This is a genomic window from Vibrio sp. 2-Bac 85, from assembly GCF_037546705.1.
In the GTDB taxonomy this organism is placed as follows: Bacteria; Pseudomonadota; Gammaproteobacteria; order Enterobacterales; family Psychromonadaceae; genus Psychromonas.
This window is the reverse complement of sequence record NZ_JALAAB010000012.1, coordinates 26,014-42,263: the sequence shown is the minus strand read 5'-3', so window position 1 is coordinate 42,263 and position 16,250 is coordinate 26,014. Positions and strand designations below refer to the sequence as shown.

At 37.4% G+C, this 16,250-nt stretch carries 16 protein-coding genes; 7 read left to right on the top strand and 9 right to left on the bottom strand.

Annotated features, from left to right (window positions below; all coding sequences use genetic code 11):
- The first annotated feature begins 5 nt into the window (after positions 1-5).
- From MT390_RS13000 to coaA, 3 genes are all read left to right on the top strand, one after another.
- Positions 6-614 (top strand): thiol:disulfide interchange protein DsbA/DsbL, encoded by a 609-nt coding sequence (locus tag MT390_RS13000; protein ID WP_499441534.1) that lies wholly within the window; start codon positions 6-8, stop codon positions 612-614.
- 108 nt (positions 615-722) lie between these two features.
- Positions 723-1,367 carry a uridine kinase family protein gene (locus MT390_RS12995; RefSeq protein ID WP_499441629.1) on the top strand — a complete coding sequence of 215 codons (645 nt, stop codon included), beginning with the start codon at positions 723-725 and terminating at the stop codon, positions 1,365-1,367.
- On the top strand, positions 1,360-2,325 hold the full coding sequence (gene coaA, locus MT390_RS12990) for a type I pantothenate kinase (RefSeq protein WP_166372582.1): 966 nt from the start codon (positions 1,360-1,362) through the stop codon (positions 2,323-2,325). The genes MT390_RS12995 and coaA overlap by 8 nt, the downstream gene beginning before the upstream one ends.
- 71 nt (positions 2,326-2,396) lie before the next feature.
- Here coaA and glpX read toward each other — a convergent pair whose 3' ends face one another.
- From glpX to MT390_RS12975, 3 genes are all read right to left on the bottom strand, one after another.
- Positions 2,397-3,407 (bottom strand): class II fructose-bisphosphatase, encoded by a 1,011-nt coding sequence (glpX, locus tag MT390_RS12985; RefSeq protein WP_028869398.1) that lies wholly within the window; start codon positions 3,405-3,407, stop codon positions 2,397-2,399.
- A gap of 71 nt (positions 3,408-3,478) precedes the next feature.
- Positions 3,479-4,699 carry an aspartate aminotransferase family protein gene (locus tag MT390_RS12980; RefSeq protein WP_166372581.1) on the bottom strand — a complete coding sequence of 407 codons (1,221 nt, stop codon included), beginning with the start codon at positions 4,697-4,699 and terminating at the stop codon, positions 3,479-3,481.
- A gap of 65 nt (positions 4,700-4,764) precedes the next feature.
- Entirely contained in the window at positions 4,765-5,349 is a 585-nt protein-coding gene (locus MT390_RS12975) for an anthranilate synthase component II (protein WP_166372580.1), read from the bottom strand.
- A gap of 78 nt (positions 5,350-5,427) precedes the next feature.
- Here MT390_RS12975 and MT390_RS12970 point away from each other — a divergent pair, with 78 nt between their 5' ends.
- Positions 5,428-6,339: a TIGR01777 family oxidoreductase gene (locus tag MT390_RS12970; RefSeq protein ID WP_166372579.1), complete on the top strand. Its 912-nt coding sequence runs from the start codon at positions 5,428-5,430 to the stop codon at positions 6,337-6,339.
- 611 nt (positions 6,340-6,950) lie between these two features.
- Positions 6,951-7,091 (top strand): DUF1731 domain-containing protein, encoded by a 141-nt coding sequence (locus tag MT390_RS12965; RefSeq protein ID WP_499441533.1) that lies wholly within the window; start codon positions 6,951-6,953, stop codon positions 7,089-7,091.
- Positions 7,092-8,157: 1,066 nt separating this feature from the next.
- Here MT390_RS12965 and MT390_RS12960 read toward each other — a convergent pair.
- The 6 genes from MT390_RS12960 to rpmH form a co-directional block, all read right to left on the bottom strand.
- Positions 8,158-9,060: a porin gene (locus MT390_RS12960; RefSeq protein WP_166373186.1), complete on the bottom strand. Its 903-nt coding sequence runs from the start codon at positions 9,058-9,060 to the stop codon at positions 8,158-8,160.
- A 267-nt stretch (positions 9,061-9,327) separates the two neighbouring features.
- Positions 9,328-10,695: a tRNA uridine-5-carboxymethylaminomethyl(34) synthesis GTPase MnmE gene (gene mnmE / locus MT390_RS12955; protein ID WP_499441531.1), complete on the bottom strand. Its 1,368-nt coding sequence runs from the start codon at positions 10,693-10,695 to the stop codon at positions 9,328-9,330.
- A 114-nt stretch (positions 10,696-10,809) separates the two neighbouring features.
- On the bottom strand, positions 10,810-12,477 hold the full coding sequence (gene yidC, locus MT390_RS12950) for a membrane protein insertase YidC (RefSeq protein ID WP_166373188.1): 1,668 nt from the start codon (positions 12,475-12,477) through the stop codon (positions 10,810-10,812).
- A 14-nt stretch (positions 12,478-12,491) separates the two neighbouring features.
- Positions 12,492-12,755 (bottom strand): membrane protein insertion efficiency factor YidD, encoded by a 264-nt coding sequence (gene yidD / locus MT390_RS12945; RefSeq protein ID WP_028869405.1) that lies wholly within the window; start codon positions 12,753-12,755, stop codon positions 12,492-12,494.
- A complete protein-coding gene (rnpA, locus tag MT390_RS12940; protein ID WP_499441627.1) occupies positions 12,722-13,075 on the bottom strand; it encodes a ribonuclease P protein component in 354 nt (117 codons plus the stop codon). The genes yidD and rnpA overlap by 34 nt, the downstream gene beginning before the upstream one ends.
- Before the next feature lie 13 nt (positions 13,076-13,088).
- Positions 13,089-13,223, bottom strand: coding sequence for a 50S ribosomal protein L34 (gene rpmH / locus MT390_RS12935; RefSeq protein WP_028869407.1), 135 nt, complete (start codon positions 13,221-13,223; stop codon positions 13,089-13,091).
- A gap of 516 nt (positions 13,224-13,739) precedes the next feature.
- Here rpmH and dnaA point away from each other — a divergent pair.
- Complete coding sequence (gene dnaA, locus MT390_RS12930; protein ID WP_028869408.1) at positions 13,740-15,116, top strand: chromosomal replication initiator protein DnaA; 1,377 nt, start codon at positions 13,740-13,742, stop codon at positions 15,114-15,116.
- 14 nt (positions 15,117-15,130) lie between these two features.
- Complete coding sequence (gene dnaN / locus MT390_RS12925) at positions 15,131-16,234, top strand: DNA polymerase III subunit beta (protein WP_166373189.1); 1,104 nt, start codon at positions 15,131-15,133, stop codon at positions 16,232-16,234.
- Positions 16,235-16,250: the final 16 nt, after the last annotated feature.

The following is a 16,250-nucleotide window of genomic DNA, read 5'->3' as shown; positions in this document are numbered from 1 at the left end:
CAAATATGAAAAAGGTTTTTGCTCTATTAATCGGCTTATTCTTATTACCGTTAAGTGTAAACGCGGCTGATTTCAAAGAAGGCACGCATTATGATGTTATTAAACAAACTGCCACAGAAAAGCCTGAGGTTTTAGAGTTTTTCTCTTTTTATTGCCCACATTGTTTTAAATTTGAACCCCTAATGAAAACATTACAAAGCGAATTACCAGCTGATGTAACGGTTAAGAAAAATCACGTTAATTTCTTAGGTGGTAACATGGGTCCAGAAGTCACTAAAGCCTTCGCTGCAGCTGATTTATTAAATGTTAAAGAAGAAGTGACTAGCATTATCTTTGATCACATACATACACAACGTAAACCTATTAATGGCGAAAAAGATATCCTAGCTATTTTTGAGAAAGCCGGTGTATCTGAAGAGGAAGCAAAGGGCGCTTTAGCTAGCTTCCCTGTAAACGGCCTTGCTTCACAAATGAAACGTAATACTGAAAACTTTAAGGTTCGCGGTGTACCAACACTGATTGTTAATGGTAAATATAAAGTAAATACAGGGTCAGTGAGAAGCACTGCTGAGTTTGTTGAATTAGTGACATTTTTAACTAAAAAAACTGATTAAATCTGGCACTAAAGTATCCTTATCTAAAATTAAAAGCCACTTTAGTGGCTTTTTTCATTTTTGTGGCATAATAGCGCCGTCTAGATAGGGAGATGATCGTTGAAAACCATGTTTAATAATGCGGCACAAATGAAAAGTGCTATTAAAGAACTACACAACCATAAAGAATCCACCAAAGCACAAGTTGTTGCTATTAGTGGTATTGAAGGCAGTGGCAAACGTGCATTAACCGAAAAAATAGCCGCAGCCCTAAGATTAGATGGTTTAAATGTAGCGGTTATTCATACCGATGATTGGGAAGCGAGTAAAAGCATTCGCTTTAACATCATGAACAGCCCCGAAGAATATTATTTAAATGCTTATCGCTTTGACGAGATGTTTGAAGAATTAATACTACCCTTGAAATTATTTGGTAGCATTAAAACATCAGTCAACTTAGACGATGCAGAATGCCCGCGTAAAGTAGATTATAACTTTGAGAGTATAGATATCATCCTGATCGAAGGTGTTTATCTATTACAAGAGGCGTATTTAGATCTCTATGATTATAGTTGTTGGGTAAAAAGTAATTTTGATACAGCCCTTAAGCGCCTTCATGAACAGGCTAATATTGAAGAGTCTCAAGAGGCACTGGTTAATCTATTTGAGTTACTGATTAAACCTGCAGGGCAATACCACCTCTATGCCGATGACCCAATTGGTAACAGCAAATCCATTTATTTAGAAGAAACAAGCGCAGTGCCTAATGAGTAATCATTCTGCATTCAAGCAACAAGGCTTACATAGCGCTTATATGCATTTTGAGCGCAATGAATGGGCGCATTTACGCGACAATGTAAAATTAACGCTGTCTGAAGAGGATATCACCCAATTACAAGGTATCAATGAGTCTTTATCAATGCAGGAAGTGGTGGATATCTATTTACCGCTTTCTCGTTTATTAAACTTATATGTGGGTGCGCGCCAATATCGACATACTGTACGTGACAAATTCCTTGATGCGCATAATGAAAAAGTGCCTTACATTATCGGTATTGCTGGTAGTGTTGCAGTTGGGAAAAGTACTTCGGCACGTATTTTACAAGCTTTATTATCACGTTGGCCAGAGCACCCGAAAGTTGCGCTCGTAACAACTGATGGATTTTTACGTCCTAATAAAGACCTAGTCGCTCGTAACTTAATGCATCGTAAAGGTTTTCCTGAAAGCTTTGATATTAAAGCGTTAATCGAATTTGTCTCAGCAATTAAATCAGGTAAAAAGAAAATAACTGCACCGATTTATTCACACTTAACCTACGATATTATTCCAGATCAGTCGTTGCAATTTGAACAGCCTGATATTGTTATTTTAGAAGGTTTGAATGTATTACAAACTGCTGCGTTAAACGATCCAGAACAGTCTCATCGAGTATTTGTATCTGATTTTGTTGATTTTTCTATCTTCGTTGATGCGGATACAGAACTCTTAAAAACTTGGTATATTCAACGTTTTCTGAAATTTAGAGAAGGCGCATTTACTGACCCTAATGCTTATTTTCATAGCTATTCAAAGATGACTGAGCGTGAAGCAATCACAATAGCAGCCAAAATTTGGGATGAAATTAATGGTATTAATTTAGAAGAAAATATTCGTCCCACACGTGACCGAGCGAATTTAATTCTAAAAAAATCGATTAACCATCAAGTAAGCCAAGTGAAATTAAGAAAATAATCTTAAAAGTAACTAAAAGTAACTATAAAAAAAGGCGCTAGTAGCGCCTTTTTTTATTTTATTTTACTAATTTAAAGAATAATATCTTTTAAATTAGGATCTTTACGGTCTAAGTAATGCGTTGAATGAATACGGCGCACTGTGCGTGATTTACCACGAACCAATAATGTTTCAGTAGTCGCTAAACGTCCATTAACAGAAACACCTTCTACTAAATCGCCTTTAGTAATACCCGTTGCTGAGAAAATAACGTTATCGTTTTTCACTAGGTCTTCAAGTTTTAAGACTTTATTAACTTCAATGCCAACAGCTTCACAACGAGCAACTTCTTCTTTACCAATGCGAATATTCTCTTCTGTTGGCTCTTTAACCATTGGACGAGGAATAAGGCGTGCTTGCATATTTCCATCCAGAGCACGTACTACAGCGGCTGAAATAACGCCTTCTGGGGCTCCACCAATACAATACAATACATCAACTTGGTTATCTGGCATACAAGCCAATACAGAGATAGCTACATCACCATCAGGAATAGCGAATACGCGTACACCCATGCCCTGCATATCTTTGATGATACGATCATGACGTGGTTTTGCTAATGTAGCGACGGTCAATTCAGATAAAGATTTACCTAGGGCAAATGCAATCGCTTTTAAGTTTTGTTCTAGTGAGCGCTCTAAATCAATCGCATCTTTAGCATTAGGGCCAACAATAAGCTTTTCCATATACATGTCTGGTGCACGTAAGAAGCTACCCTTTTCACCAACAGCGAGTACTGCCAATGCGTTTGATTGTCCCATTGCAGTCATTCGTGTACCTTCAATCGGATCTACAGCAATATCAACCGCATCACCTACACCAGTACCCACATGTTCACCAATATATAACATTGGCGCTTCATCGATTTCGCCTTCACCAATAACAATTTCACCGTCAATATCTATTTGATTAAATATAAGACGCATTGCCTCTACAGCAGCACCATCGGCGGTGTTTTTATCACCTCGGCCTAACCATTTGTATCCTGCTAATGCAGCCGCTTCCGTTACTCGAGAAAATTCTATTGCTAATTCGCGTCTCATCTTATGAGCTCCCAGTTTTTAAATCTAATTGAAGCAAAATATCATTCATTTTCAGAATGACGACTTTGCTCTTAAGTATCTTTATTGACGATATTTTTTACTGCTTGTTTTAATTTCAGCATAGCTTGCTCGATTAAGTCATCTGAAATATTTAAAGCTGGTACAAAACGCAGTACATTTGCCCCCGCCACTAAAATAAGTAGACCTTGCTTAGCAGCCTCTAAAAAGAAAACTTTAGCTTGATCTTGATATTGTTCATTTAATACTGCACCTAACAATAAACCTGCACCACGAACTTCTTTAAAGATAGAAAATTCATCATTAATGGCTTGTAAATGTTGACGTATTAGTTGTTCTTTGTGTTTTACACCAGTTAACATTGTTTCTGTGTTGATAAGGTCGAATGCTTTACCAGCGACGGCACAAGCAAGGGGATTGCCACCAAATGTTGTACCATGAGTGCCTGCGGTTAAGTGTTCTGCAAAACAGGTTTTAGTTAGCATTGCTGCAATAGGGAAGCCAGAGCCCAGTGCTTTAGCTGACGTCAATACATCAGGAGTAACACCTAACCCCATATAAGCAAACAAATGACCCGTTCTACCCATACCTGTTTGCACTTCATCAAAAATCATTAATGCATTATGCTTATCACACAATGCTCTTACACCTTGTGCAAATTCAGGCGTGATCGGTAGAACGCCACCTTCACCTTGTAGAGGCTCTAAAATAACCGCGCAGGTTTTGTCTGAAATAACTTTTTCAAGTGCGTTTAAGTCATTATATTCAAGGTGCGTAATAGCAGCAGGTTTAGGACCAAAACCATCGGAATAAGAGGCTTGTCCACCAGCGGTAACGGTAAAAAATGTACGACCATGAAAACCTTGATAAAAAGCGATAATTTCAGTTTTATCTAGACCATATTTATCAAATGCAACTCGACGCGCCAATTTTAGTGCAGCTTCATTCGCTTCGGCACCGGAGTTTGCAAAAAAGATTTTTTCAGCAAAAGTATTCTCGACTAACTTTTGTGCCAAGCTTAATGCTGGCTCGTTAGTATAAATATTACTAACATGCCATAACTTTTGGGCTTGTTCGGTTAAAGCTTTTATTAGTTCAGGGTGTGCATGGCCTAATGCATTTACCGCAATACCACCAGTTAAATCAATATATTCATTATCTTGTTGATCCCACACTCGTGAACCTTCACCGCGCACAGGGATCATCTCCAACGGAGCATAATTTGGCACCATAACTTGATCAAATAGCGAACGGGTAATGTGAGTGTTTGACATAAATAGTTCCTTTAACGGGTTGAAAGATGAAGAATATAGGGTTTATCGAAGCTTAATATACGCACTTATTCCGACAATCCAAGATCTTGCTTAATAAAATTATTAAGCAGTGTTAAACCTTGCTCAGAGCGAATACTTTCAGGGTGAAATTGTACACCTTCTAAAATAAACTCCTTATGACGAATAGCCATAATTTCTTGGCTTTGAATAACTCTTGCAGAAACATCAAAACAGGTAGGCAAACTTTCTTCTTGTACAATTAAACTATGGTAGCGAGTAACATTTAAGGGATTATTCAAACCTGTAAATACACCTTTATTATCATGACTAATCAATGAATTTTTACCATGCATTACTTTATTAGCACGGATCACATTAGCCCCAAAAACCTGTGCAATACTTTGATGCCCTAAACACACGCCTAAGATCGGAATTTGTCCCGCAAAACGCTCAATAGCAGCTAACGACACTCCGGCTTCATTAGGTGTACAAGGCCCTGGAGAAATAACGATATGCTCAGGGTTTAGGTCAGCAATTTCCTGTAAACTAATTTGGTCATTGCGTTTAATGATCACTTTCTGCTGTAGCTCACCAAAATACTGAACTAAGTTATAAGTAAAGGAGTCATAATTATCGATCATTAACAGCATAATTCTGGTTCATCTAAAAAATAAAGATCCATTTTATCATTACTAACGTATGTAGTCCTAATAGATTAAGGAGTCACTATGAGTAAAGTAACTGAAAATAAAATAAATGTACTGATCACTGGCTCATCAGGTTTAATCGGTAGTTCATTGGTACCTCTTTTAAATACTCATGGTTACAATGTTTATACTTTAAGTCGTACTCCTAATGCCTCTTCACCTTATTGGAATATTCAAGCTAAAGAAATACAGCTAAACGGACACCCTAATCCAGACATAATCATTCATTTAGCTGGAGAAAATATAGCGAAGTCACGATGGACAGATCAAGTAAAAGAAAAAATAAGCAAAAGCCGCTTACAATCAACACAACTAATAGTCGATTACATCAATAACTCTGACACACCACCCAACTTGTTCATTTGTGCTTCTGCAATTGGATTTTATGGCAATAGTGGCCAACAACCCGTCGATGAAGAATCAGTTAAAGGCACCGACTTTGTCAGCCAATTAGCATCACAATGGGAATATGTTAGTCAACAAGTAGATCAAACTAAGACTCGCGTTGTTAATATACGCACCGGTATCGTTTTGAGTAAAAAAGATGGCGCATTAGCTAAAATGCTAACGCCTTTTAAAATGGGAGTAGGAGGAAGAATAGGTAGTGGTAAACAAATGATGAGCTGGATAGACTTGCAAGATGAGTTGAATGCCATTTTATTTATTATGCAACATCACTCTTTGTCAGGACCTATTAATCTAGTTGCTCCGAACCCCGTTGATAACAAAACTTTTTCAGTCATATTGGCTAACACTTTAAAACGACCTTGTATATTTCCATTGCCAGCATTGATGATTAAGATTTTATTTGCACAAATGGGAGAAGAGTTATTGTTATCCAGCACTAATGTACGACCAACAAAATTGATAAAAGCAGGATTTAAGTTTAAGTATGAATTATTAGAAGGTAGCTTGAAAAGCCAGTTGGCGTGAATTAAAAACCAGAAAAAGGAAAGGGCAGCCGAAGCTGCCCTTAATTTAGTCTCTCTATCGAATCCGTGATAGTTGATGCTCCATGCGTTACATCCCTTTGACCATGCCATACTAGGCGTCCACTTCCCAACTCCTTTGGGCTCGTCCTTGTAACATCCGTATTAGATAACATCCTGTTTATCCATCATCTCCCTTTCCTTAGGAGGTGTCCTTCTTTGTCATCCTGACTTAATATCCACAATCCTAGTAGATACTAAAAACTCTATCCTAGAGTGTCCTTTCTTCCGTGACTATAAAACATCCTGTTTTATAAACTCTCATCCTGAGAGGTCCAATTGTCATCCTGACAATGCGTTGGTTCAATGTTTACATCCTGTAAATCAATTCCCCGTTTGCGAGATGAATATTACGTCTTTGTTAATTAATAATTGCAGTTTTATTTGCATTAATTCTTGACTTACACGTACAAAAAACAAACGAATACATTTAAATCAATAAGTTAAGGTATATATTATTTGTATGACTAGCTAAATAAACCTAACAAATAGTGCAATTTCCCCTGCTTGCAATGGTCAATGTCTCACAAAAAAATAATAGGAAAAAAAGTATTGATGGTTAAGATTTTATCTGCACAAATCGGAGAAGAGTTATTGTTATCCAGCACCAATGTAAGACCAGCAAAATTGATAAAAGCAGGATTTAAGTTTAAGTATGAATTATTAGAAGGTAGCTTGAAAAGCCAGTTGGCGTGAATTAAAAACCAGAAAAAGGAAAGGGCAGCCGAAGCTGCCCTTAATTTAGTCTCTCTATCGAATCCGTGATAGTTGATGCTCCATGCGCTACATCCCTTTGACCATGCCATACTAGGCGTCCACTTCCCAACTCCTTTGGGCTCGTCCTTGTAACATCCGTATTAGATAACATCCTGTTTATCCATCATCTCCCTTTCCTTAGGAGGTGTCCTTCTTTGTCATCCTGACTTAATATCCACAATCCTAGTAGATACTAAAAACTCTATCCTAGAGTGTCCTTTCTTCCGTGACTATAAAACATCCTGTTTTATAAACTCTCATCCTGAGAGGTCCAATTGTCATCCTGACAATGCGTTGGTTCAATGTTTACATCCTGTAAATCAATTCCCCGTTTGCGAGATGAATATTACGTCTTTGTTAATTAATAATTGCAGTTTTATTTGCATTAATCCTTGACTTACACGTACAAAAAACAAACGAACACATTTAAATCAATAGGTTAAGCGTTATATTATTTGTATGACTAGCTGAATAAACCTAACAAATAGTGCAATTTCCCCTGCTTGCAATGGTCAATGTCTCACAAAGAAATAATAGGAAAAAAGAGTAAAGCTAAGTGATGTTGAATATTTGATTAGGAAAATCATTATTAATGAGCGAATAGGATCAATTTTTGTTTCTTTATCATGCGGTTAAATCGAAAAATAAGGAGTGATTATGCCAGTTATACCTCTTCATTGATCGCTTAGATTAGTTAATGAATGAGATTAAAGGGGTAGTAATATCTTTTATTCTGCCAATCTAAGAAGACTGTGAAAATTGAGAAATCGTGAAATAATGTAAACAGAGGGGCTAACGAGTTTAAAAAAATAAAATAATAAAGTCATAAAATATGATTTTTAAGTATTTCGTTAGGCGTTGGATTTATTACTTGAATTCAAAAATGAAAAGTGATCACGAAGAGAAAAAAGTAGCACTAGGGGCACGATAGGCAGATTGGAATCAGCCTTAAAATAAACAACCTCGCCACTGTCGAGATTGTTTATTAAAGTATTTTTCGTTGTACTTAAAAGTTGTAACGAATACCTGCGATTAATGAATCGTCACTGTCATCAAGGTTGTTGAGTGCGTAGGAAACATAAGTGCGGATGGATTTATTAAAGCGGTATTGTGCTTCTATTGCGTAAAAGTCTTCTGTATCTACATCCGCTTCTTCTGCTTGCCCAATAATACCTATCATGCGAAATTCTTTGGTAAACTTATATTGAACAGCAGCCTCTATAGATCTGAAGTCATTATCAGCATCAATATCACCCAGCGCGTAGGTGACAGCAACATATAAATTATCTAGTGTATATGCAGCACCCAAGGTTGCTTGGTTTTGGTCTGCTTCTGTATCAGTATAAGAAGCAGCAAGTACTAAACCAAAATCAAACTCATACAGCCCAGAGACAGCATATGAATCACTATCATCAACGTCACTAGCAGTATAGTTAGCTTGTAACGTTAATTGATCCGTTAACTTGTTCGAGTAAAGAAAAGTATTGTCCTCTTTATCCGATGAAGCATCAAATACTTGCTGAATACCAGAATGATAAGAAGCAATATCAGTCATATCAGATACCTGTACATTAGCAGTATCTTGACGACCGTAAGAAAACTTACCAAATTCAGTTGCGAAACCTGCAAATAAATAACGGTTTTTAGCTTCTTCACCTGGTTTAATCTCATATTCCATAAAACCAAAACCTGTTAATGATTCTGAAATTTTAGTTTCACCACCAAAGTTAATGCGAGCGCGACTTTCATCAGTAATCGAGCCTTCATCATTATCAATAAACTCAGCACGTACTTCAGCACGACCACCTACTTTTAGCGTTGTACCGTCTTTGTCGTATACTGTTGCAGAATTTGCCGTTGCTGACACTACGCTTGCTAGAATTGCTGTTGCTAATAATGTTTTTTTCATGATTCATCCGTGTTTTATTTAAAATAATATCTAAGGAATATAATTTTTTGTTTAACGGCTAAGTGCCGTTTACGGAGAAGCAGTCTAGGGATTTTGTATGACAAAAATATTACTAATTTTAACGATTTTAAAAAAAGTTCAATTTTCTTTTAAATATTATTTAGGCCTTTTGGAATCATGTAGCGAGTATTTACCTTACTCAAGAAGTTGAGAGTTGAAGATAAAAAACCGCCAGATAGGCGGCTTAATAAAATAGATTCTAAACCTTTATTTACCAATACAGAAACTGGAAAAAATACGCCCTAATAAATCATCAGAAGTAAATTCACCAGTGATCTCGCTTAAATGTTGTTGTGTTAAACGTAACTCTTCCGCTAATAATTCACCTGCTCGGTATTCTTCAAGCTGTACTTTACCTTCTAATAAATGTTGCTCAGCTCGGTCGATGGCTTCTAAATGGCGTCGTCTTGCCATAAAGCCACCTTCAGTATTACCTTGATAGCCCATAATATCTTTAAGGTGTTGTTTTAAATCATCGACACCTAAGCCTGTTTTAGCCGAAATACGGTAAACAGGGTGGTTATCATGCTCTGTTGTGACTAGCGTTTCACCTGTTAGGTCGGCTTTATTACGTACCACGGTCAAGCCTACATTATCCGGTAAACGATCAATAAAGTCAGGCCATATTTCACGCGGATCCTCTGCGTCTGTAGTGGTGGCATCTAGCATAAACAAAATACGATCGGCATTATTAATTTCAGTCCATGCTCGTTCAATACCGATACGTTCCACCTCATCAGCACCTTCACGTAAACCAGCAGTATCAATTATATGCAATGGCATGCCATCGATATGAATGTGCTCTCGCATCACGTCTCGTGTTGTTCCCGCAATATCCGTTACAATTGCACTTTCTTTACCCACTAAGGTATTTAATAAGCTTGATTTACCAGCATTAGGTCGCCCAGCAATCACCACCTTCATTCCATCGCGTAAAATAGCACCTTGCTTAGCTTGTTCTTTGACGGCGCTTAGGTTGTCTATAATTTTGTATAAATCACTAGCAATTTTTCCATCACTTAAAAAATCAACTTCCTCTTCAGGAAAATCAATGGAAGCTTCCACATAAATGCGTAAATAGATCAGACTTTCAACCAGTTCATTTACTTTATTGGAAAACTCACCTTGCAGTGAATGTAGCGCGCTTTTAGCAGCTTGCTCTGAGCTAGCTTCAATTAAATCAGAAATAGCCTCAGCTTGCGCTAAATCTAGCTTATCATTCATAAATGCACGTTCAGAGAACTCACCAGGATTCGCGCTACGAAGGTTTTTAATGGTTAAAATAGCTTTGATCAACATATCCATCACTATCGGGCCACCATGACCTTGAAGCTCTAGCACATCCTCACCAGTGAATGAATTCGGTCCTTTAAATAATAATGCAATACCTTGGTCTAGGACTTCATTATTTTGATCGTGAAAAGGCAGGTATTCCGCGTAACGTACTTTAGGTAGTTTACCTAAAACAATCTGTGCAACCGCTTCTGCATCAGGCCCAGAAACACGCACAATGCCAACGCCGCCACGGCCAGGTGCAGTTGCTTGTGCAACAATAGTATCAGTCGCTCTTATCATGTTCTGTTCCTAAAAATAAAGGCAATAAAAAAGGCGACTATTATAGTCGCCTTTTCTCAATGATTAAATAATATAATTATTTATGATGCTTTATGTAAAAGCTAAATAGTTAAATTACTTTTTATGTCCTAAACCTTGCTTTTCAAACTGACGGTAAATAATAGTTTGCTGTACTAATGTCACGATGTTACTCATTAGCCAGTAAAGTACTAGACCTGCAGGGAACCACAAGAAGAAGAAAGTAAAGACAACAGGCATAAACTTCATAATTTTCTGCTGCATTGGGTCTTGAACCGTAGCAGGGGACATTTTTTGAATGAAGAACATACTTACACCCATTAGAATTGGCAGTATGTAGAATGGGTCTTGTACTGACAAATCTTGGATCCAGAACATAAATGGTGCATGACGTAATTCAACCGCTTCCATTAATGACCAGTATAAAGCGATGAATATTGGCATTTGTAATAAGATAGGGAAACAACCGCCTAATGGGTTCACTTTCTCTTCTTTATACATTTCCATCATTGCTTTTGATACTTTTTGACGGTCTTCACCGTAACGATCACGCAATGCTTGGATTTTAGGTTGTAGTAAACGCATTTTAGCCATTGACGTGTATTGTGCTTTAGTCAGTGGGTATAACACGCCTTTAACTGTAAAGGTGATCAAAATAATTGCCACACCCCAGTTACCAACAATACCTTGGAAGAATAACAACAATTTGAATAACGGTTGTGCAAGCCACCATAACCAACCGTAATCTACGGTTAAGTCTAAGTTCTCACCAACTTGTGCCATTTCTTCTTGTAATTTAGGACCTATCCAAAGGTTAGTAGCAAATGTTTCAGTGCTGTTAGGTGCGATAGTTTTGATTGGAGATTTGAAACCAATAGCCGCATCTTTATTTTGGATAATATTACTGTACAACAAATTATTGTCTGTTGGAGACGGGATCCAAGCAGAAACAAAATAGTGTTGTAACATCGCAACCCAACCACCTTCAGTTGATTTGTTCAGGTTACGTTCGACCATTTCATCATATTTGTATTTACTGTATTTAGTATCAGTTGTGGAGTAAGCACCACCACGATAAACCGGCATCATTAGATTCGTAGAATGCTCTTCTAACGATTCTTTTAACTGCCCGTATAACTGAACATTGATCTCACTATCTGATTTATTTTCAATAGTATAGTCAACGTGTACATTGAATTCGCCACGGTTTAATGTGAACGTTTTAATAAATACGTTACCAGCTTGATCTACATAACGTAGTGCAGTAGAAACCGAGTCTTTACCTTCAGAGATAACATTTTCAGTCTTATCAACACTATAGAAAGGGCGTCCTTTAGGATTTGCATCCGGACCTTGCTTTCCAATTAGACCGCTTTGTGCGATGTAGGTAAAGCCATTATCATTTTCTAATAAACGAAATGGAACACCTGAATCTAATTCATCATCATGACCGATTAAATCAGCAACAATGACATCACCACCTACTAAAGTAATTTCTAAACGTAATTGATCGTTAGCTAAAACAGCAATTGCGTTAGTTGATGCTTGTGTTGGTACTTCTACAGAAGCAGTATCATCTGATGAAGTTGGTATATCAGCACTATGATTACTAGTCGATGGAACTGATGATTGTGTTGTAGTGCTTTGTTCAGTCGTTTGCGCAGCAGCATCTGGCTGAGGGTTTTGCTCAACAACCCATGCTTGATATAGCAAGAAGCTAACAAACAAGAGTGCGAGGAAAAGTAAATTGCGTTGTGATTCCATAACGTATTTTATCTCTAAGGTTTAGGTTTATTTTTAGTAGCGCAACAAGGAGGTACAGGATCATATCCTCCTTCATGAAAAGGATGGCATTTTACAAGACGACAAGCCGCTAGCCAACATCCTTTTATCATACCATGACTCTTAATTGCTTCTATCGCATAATGTGAACAAGTTGGCGTAAATCGACAACGAGGTCCAATCATGGGACTAATAACTAACTGATAACCACGAATACATTTAATTGCTATCCATTGCAACGCTGCACTAATTTTCGCCATAACTTATCCAATACTTTATGAAGTTCTTGATTTGATAAATCAGCAATACCAGCTTTGGCAACGACGACGATATCGATGTTTGGAAGCTCATGTTGTTGAAGGCGGAAATGATCTCTTACAATACGACGGATACGATTACGTCCTACAGCATGTTTAATGTGCTTTTTAGGAATAGCCATACCAATACGGGGATGTTCTAGGGTATTTTTTCTAGCAAGAAGAGTTAAGTGTGGAGATACTGCCGGAATAGCATTTTTAAATACAGGTTGAAAATCTTCGGGAGTTAACAAACGTAACTCCCGAGAAAACGAATAATTCACCACGTCTGGTAAATTATGCGCTTAAGCTAGCGCGGCCTTTAGCACGACGACGAGCTAATACGGCACGACCGTTCTTAGTCGCCATACGAGTTCTAAAACCGTGTGAACGCTTACGCTTGATGTTGCTTGGTTGAAAAGTACGTTTCATGCTCTTTTCCACTTATTGTTAAGTACTGTACAGTAGCTAGTTTTTTTAACATATTTAAGCTTAATTACTTCGAAAAGTAACCAGGCAAGAATAATCAAAAGCATTAGCCGATTAAAAAGAGAGCGAATTCTATTGATTGATCGACTAAAAGTCAATCAGAGATGCTTCTTTCTGGCAGATTAAATTCATACTCCTTAGAAATTAATACTAAGAAGATAAATTATCACTACGAGCCAAACTCAAAAGTTAGGGTGGCAAGATTATATATAAGCAGCGCTAATTAGCAAGGATCTTCCGTGATCTTGTCAAGCTTTATTTCTGAATAGCTAAATTATCTTGTTGTGGATAAAGTACGCGATGCCATATGCTACCTAGTTATAGGCTTGTGGATGCTTTAAACATTGAATGCAGCAAAATACAAGGATCTTTTTTTTCTTTTTGTTAACAGATCTTATGGCGTAATGCCGCTCTTGTCGGTAGAATTATCCGCCCTAATGTATCTACTGGAGTTCGACGATGTCCCTCGCTATTTGGCAAGAATGTTTAGCACAATTAAAAGATGAGCTATCAGCAGGAGACTTTAGTACTTGGTTACGTCCTCTACAGGCAGAATATGATAATAATGTACTGTCATTATACTCACCAAATAAATATACCAGTGAGTGGGTACGTGAAAAGTATATGGATATCATTGAGACTAAATTGCAAACATTGATCCATGCTATAGATGCCAATCAAACTATAAAGATACGTTTATTAGTAGGTACAGCAAATGCTGCAGCTAATAAACCAGCGGCACAAAAAGCAGCCCCCGTTTTAAATACCAATCAACCTTGGGAAGGTGAATCAAAGTCACCAACTGTTGCGCATAAAAGTAATTTAATTAAAAAATATACATTTGATAACTTCGTTGAAGGTAAATCAAATAATTTTGCAATCGCGACCACACAACAAATTGCAGAAAATCCAGGTGATGTTTATAACCCATTATTTTTATATGCACATCCAGGTCTAGGTAAAACACATTTATTACACGCCGTAGGTAATGCCATTGTTGCAGAAAATCCTGACAGCAAAGTTGTGTATATTCGTTCTGAACGTTTTGTTCAAGACATGATCAATTCAATTCGTAACAATACTATTGAGCAATTTAAAGAATATTATGCCTCTCTTGATGCTCTATTAATCGATGATATTCACTTCTTCGCTGGTAAAGACCGATCTCAAGAAGTGTTGTTTCAAACATTTAACTCAATGTTAGATGCGCATCAGCAAGTAATTTTAACCAGTGACCGTTTCCCTAAAGAAATTGAAGGAATTGATGAGCGACTGCGTACACGTTTTGGTTGGGGATTATCAATTCCAATTGATCCACCAGAATTAGAAACGCGTGTTGCTATCTTAATAACTAAAGCGGAAGAGCGTGGTTTACATTTACCCGACGATGTCGCCTTCTTTATCGCAAAACGATTAACTATTACTGATGTACGTGTTTTAGAAGGGGCGATTGCGAATATTTCAGCAAAAGCACAATTTACAGGACAGGATATCACTATTCCGTTAGTACAAGATGCATTGCGTGATATGTTAGCCGTTCATACCAAACAAACTACAGTTGATAACATTCAAAAAGTAGTAGCTGAACACTATCGTATAAAAATTTCTGATATGTCCTCAAAACGTCGTACTCGTACTGTCGCTCGTCCACGTCAAATAGCGATGGCATTAGCAAAAGAGTTAACTCAGCATAGTTTGCCGGAAATTGGTGAAGCGTTTGGTGGTCGAGACCATACCACGGTATTACATGCTTGCCGCAAAGTAGAAGAATTGCGTCGTGAAAATAATGATATTCAAGAAGACTACAAAATACTTATCCGCACATTGTCCATGTAAGAAAAGGTTAACTGATGAAATTTACTATCTCTCGTGAAGTTTTATTACGCCCACTACAATTAGTAGTAGGCTCAGTTGCGGGCGGGCGTCCAGCTTTACCGATTATGGGTAACATACTGATTGAAGTAAAAGATAACTTTTTAAACCTAACGGGTACAGACTTAGAAGTAGAATTAATGGCACAAATACCATTAGATCTAGCATCTGAGAATGGTGCAATCACTGTACCTGCGCGTAAATTATTAGATATTTGTCGCGGATTAGCCGATCCCTGTGAAGTTACTTTTGAAGTTAAAAATGAGCGAGTAACAGTACGCTCAGGCCGCAGCCGTTATTTACTATCAACCTTACCTTCAATTGACTTTCCGAATATTGAAACATGGCAAAGTTTGATCGAAATAACTGTGCCTCAAAATGAATTTAAAAAACTCATTGAATTCACACAGTTTGCTATGGCTAGCCAAGATGTCCGTTATTACTTGAATGGTATGTTTTTTGAAGTCTCTGGCAATACCTTACGCAGTGTCTCTACCGACGGCCATCGTTTAGCATCATGTTCTATTAATATTGACCAATCAATTGAAGAGCAATCCGTTATTGTGCCTCGAAAAGGGGTCTTAGAACTGGTTAAGCTATTAGATAAAGATCAAGCTAACGTTACCATTCAATTAGGTAAAAATAACTTACGTGCTGTCATTGATGGATTTGTCTTCACCACCAAATTAGTCGATGGACGTTTTCCTGATTACAGACGTGTTATTCCACGAAATGGTGATAAGGAATTAATCTCTAGTCGTGAAACGTTAAAACAAGCTTTCACTCGCGCAGCCATTTTATCCAATGAAAAGTTTCGCGGCGTACGCTTAACGCTATCTGAAAATTTATTAAAAATTACCGCCAATAACCCAGAAAGAGAAGAAGCAGAAGAGTACATCGATGTAGATTATCACTCTGCAGAATTAGAAATTGGCTTTAATGTAAGTTATGTATTGGATGTATTAAACACCTTGAAAAGCGAACAAGTAAAAATCACATTCAGCACATCAGATCACAGTGCACTAATAGAGTCTCTTGATAGTGATGATTCACTATACGTATTAATGCCAATGCGTCTTTAACGATTAACAATTGCAC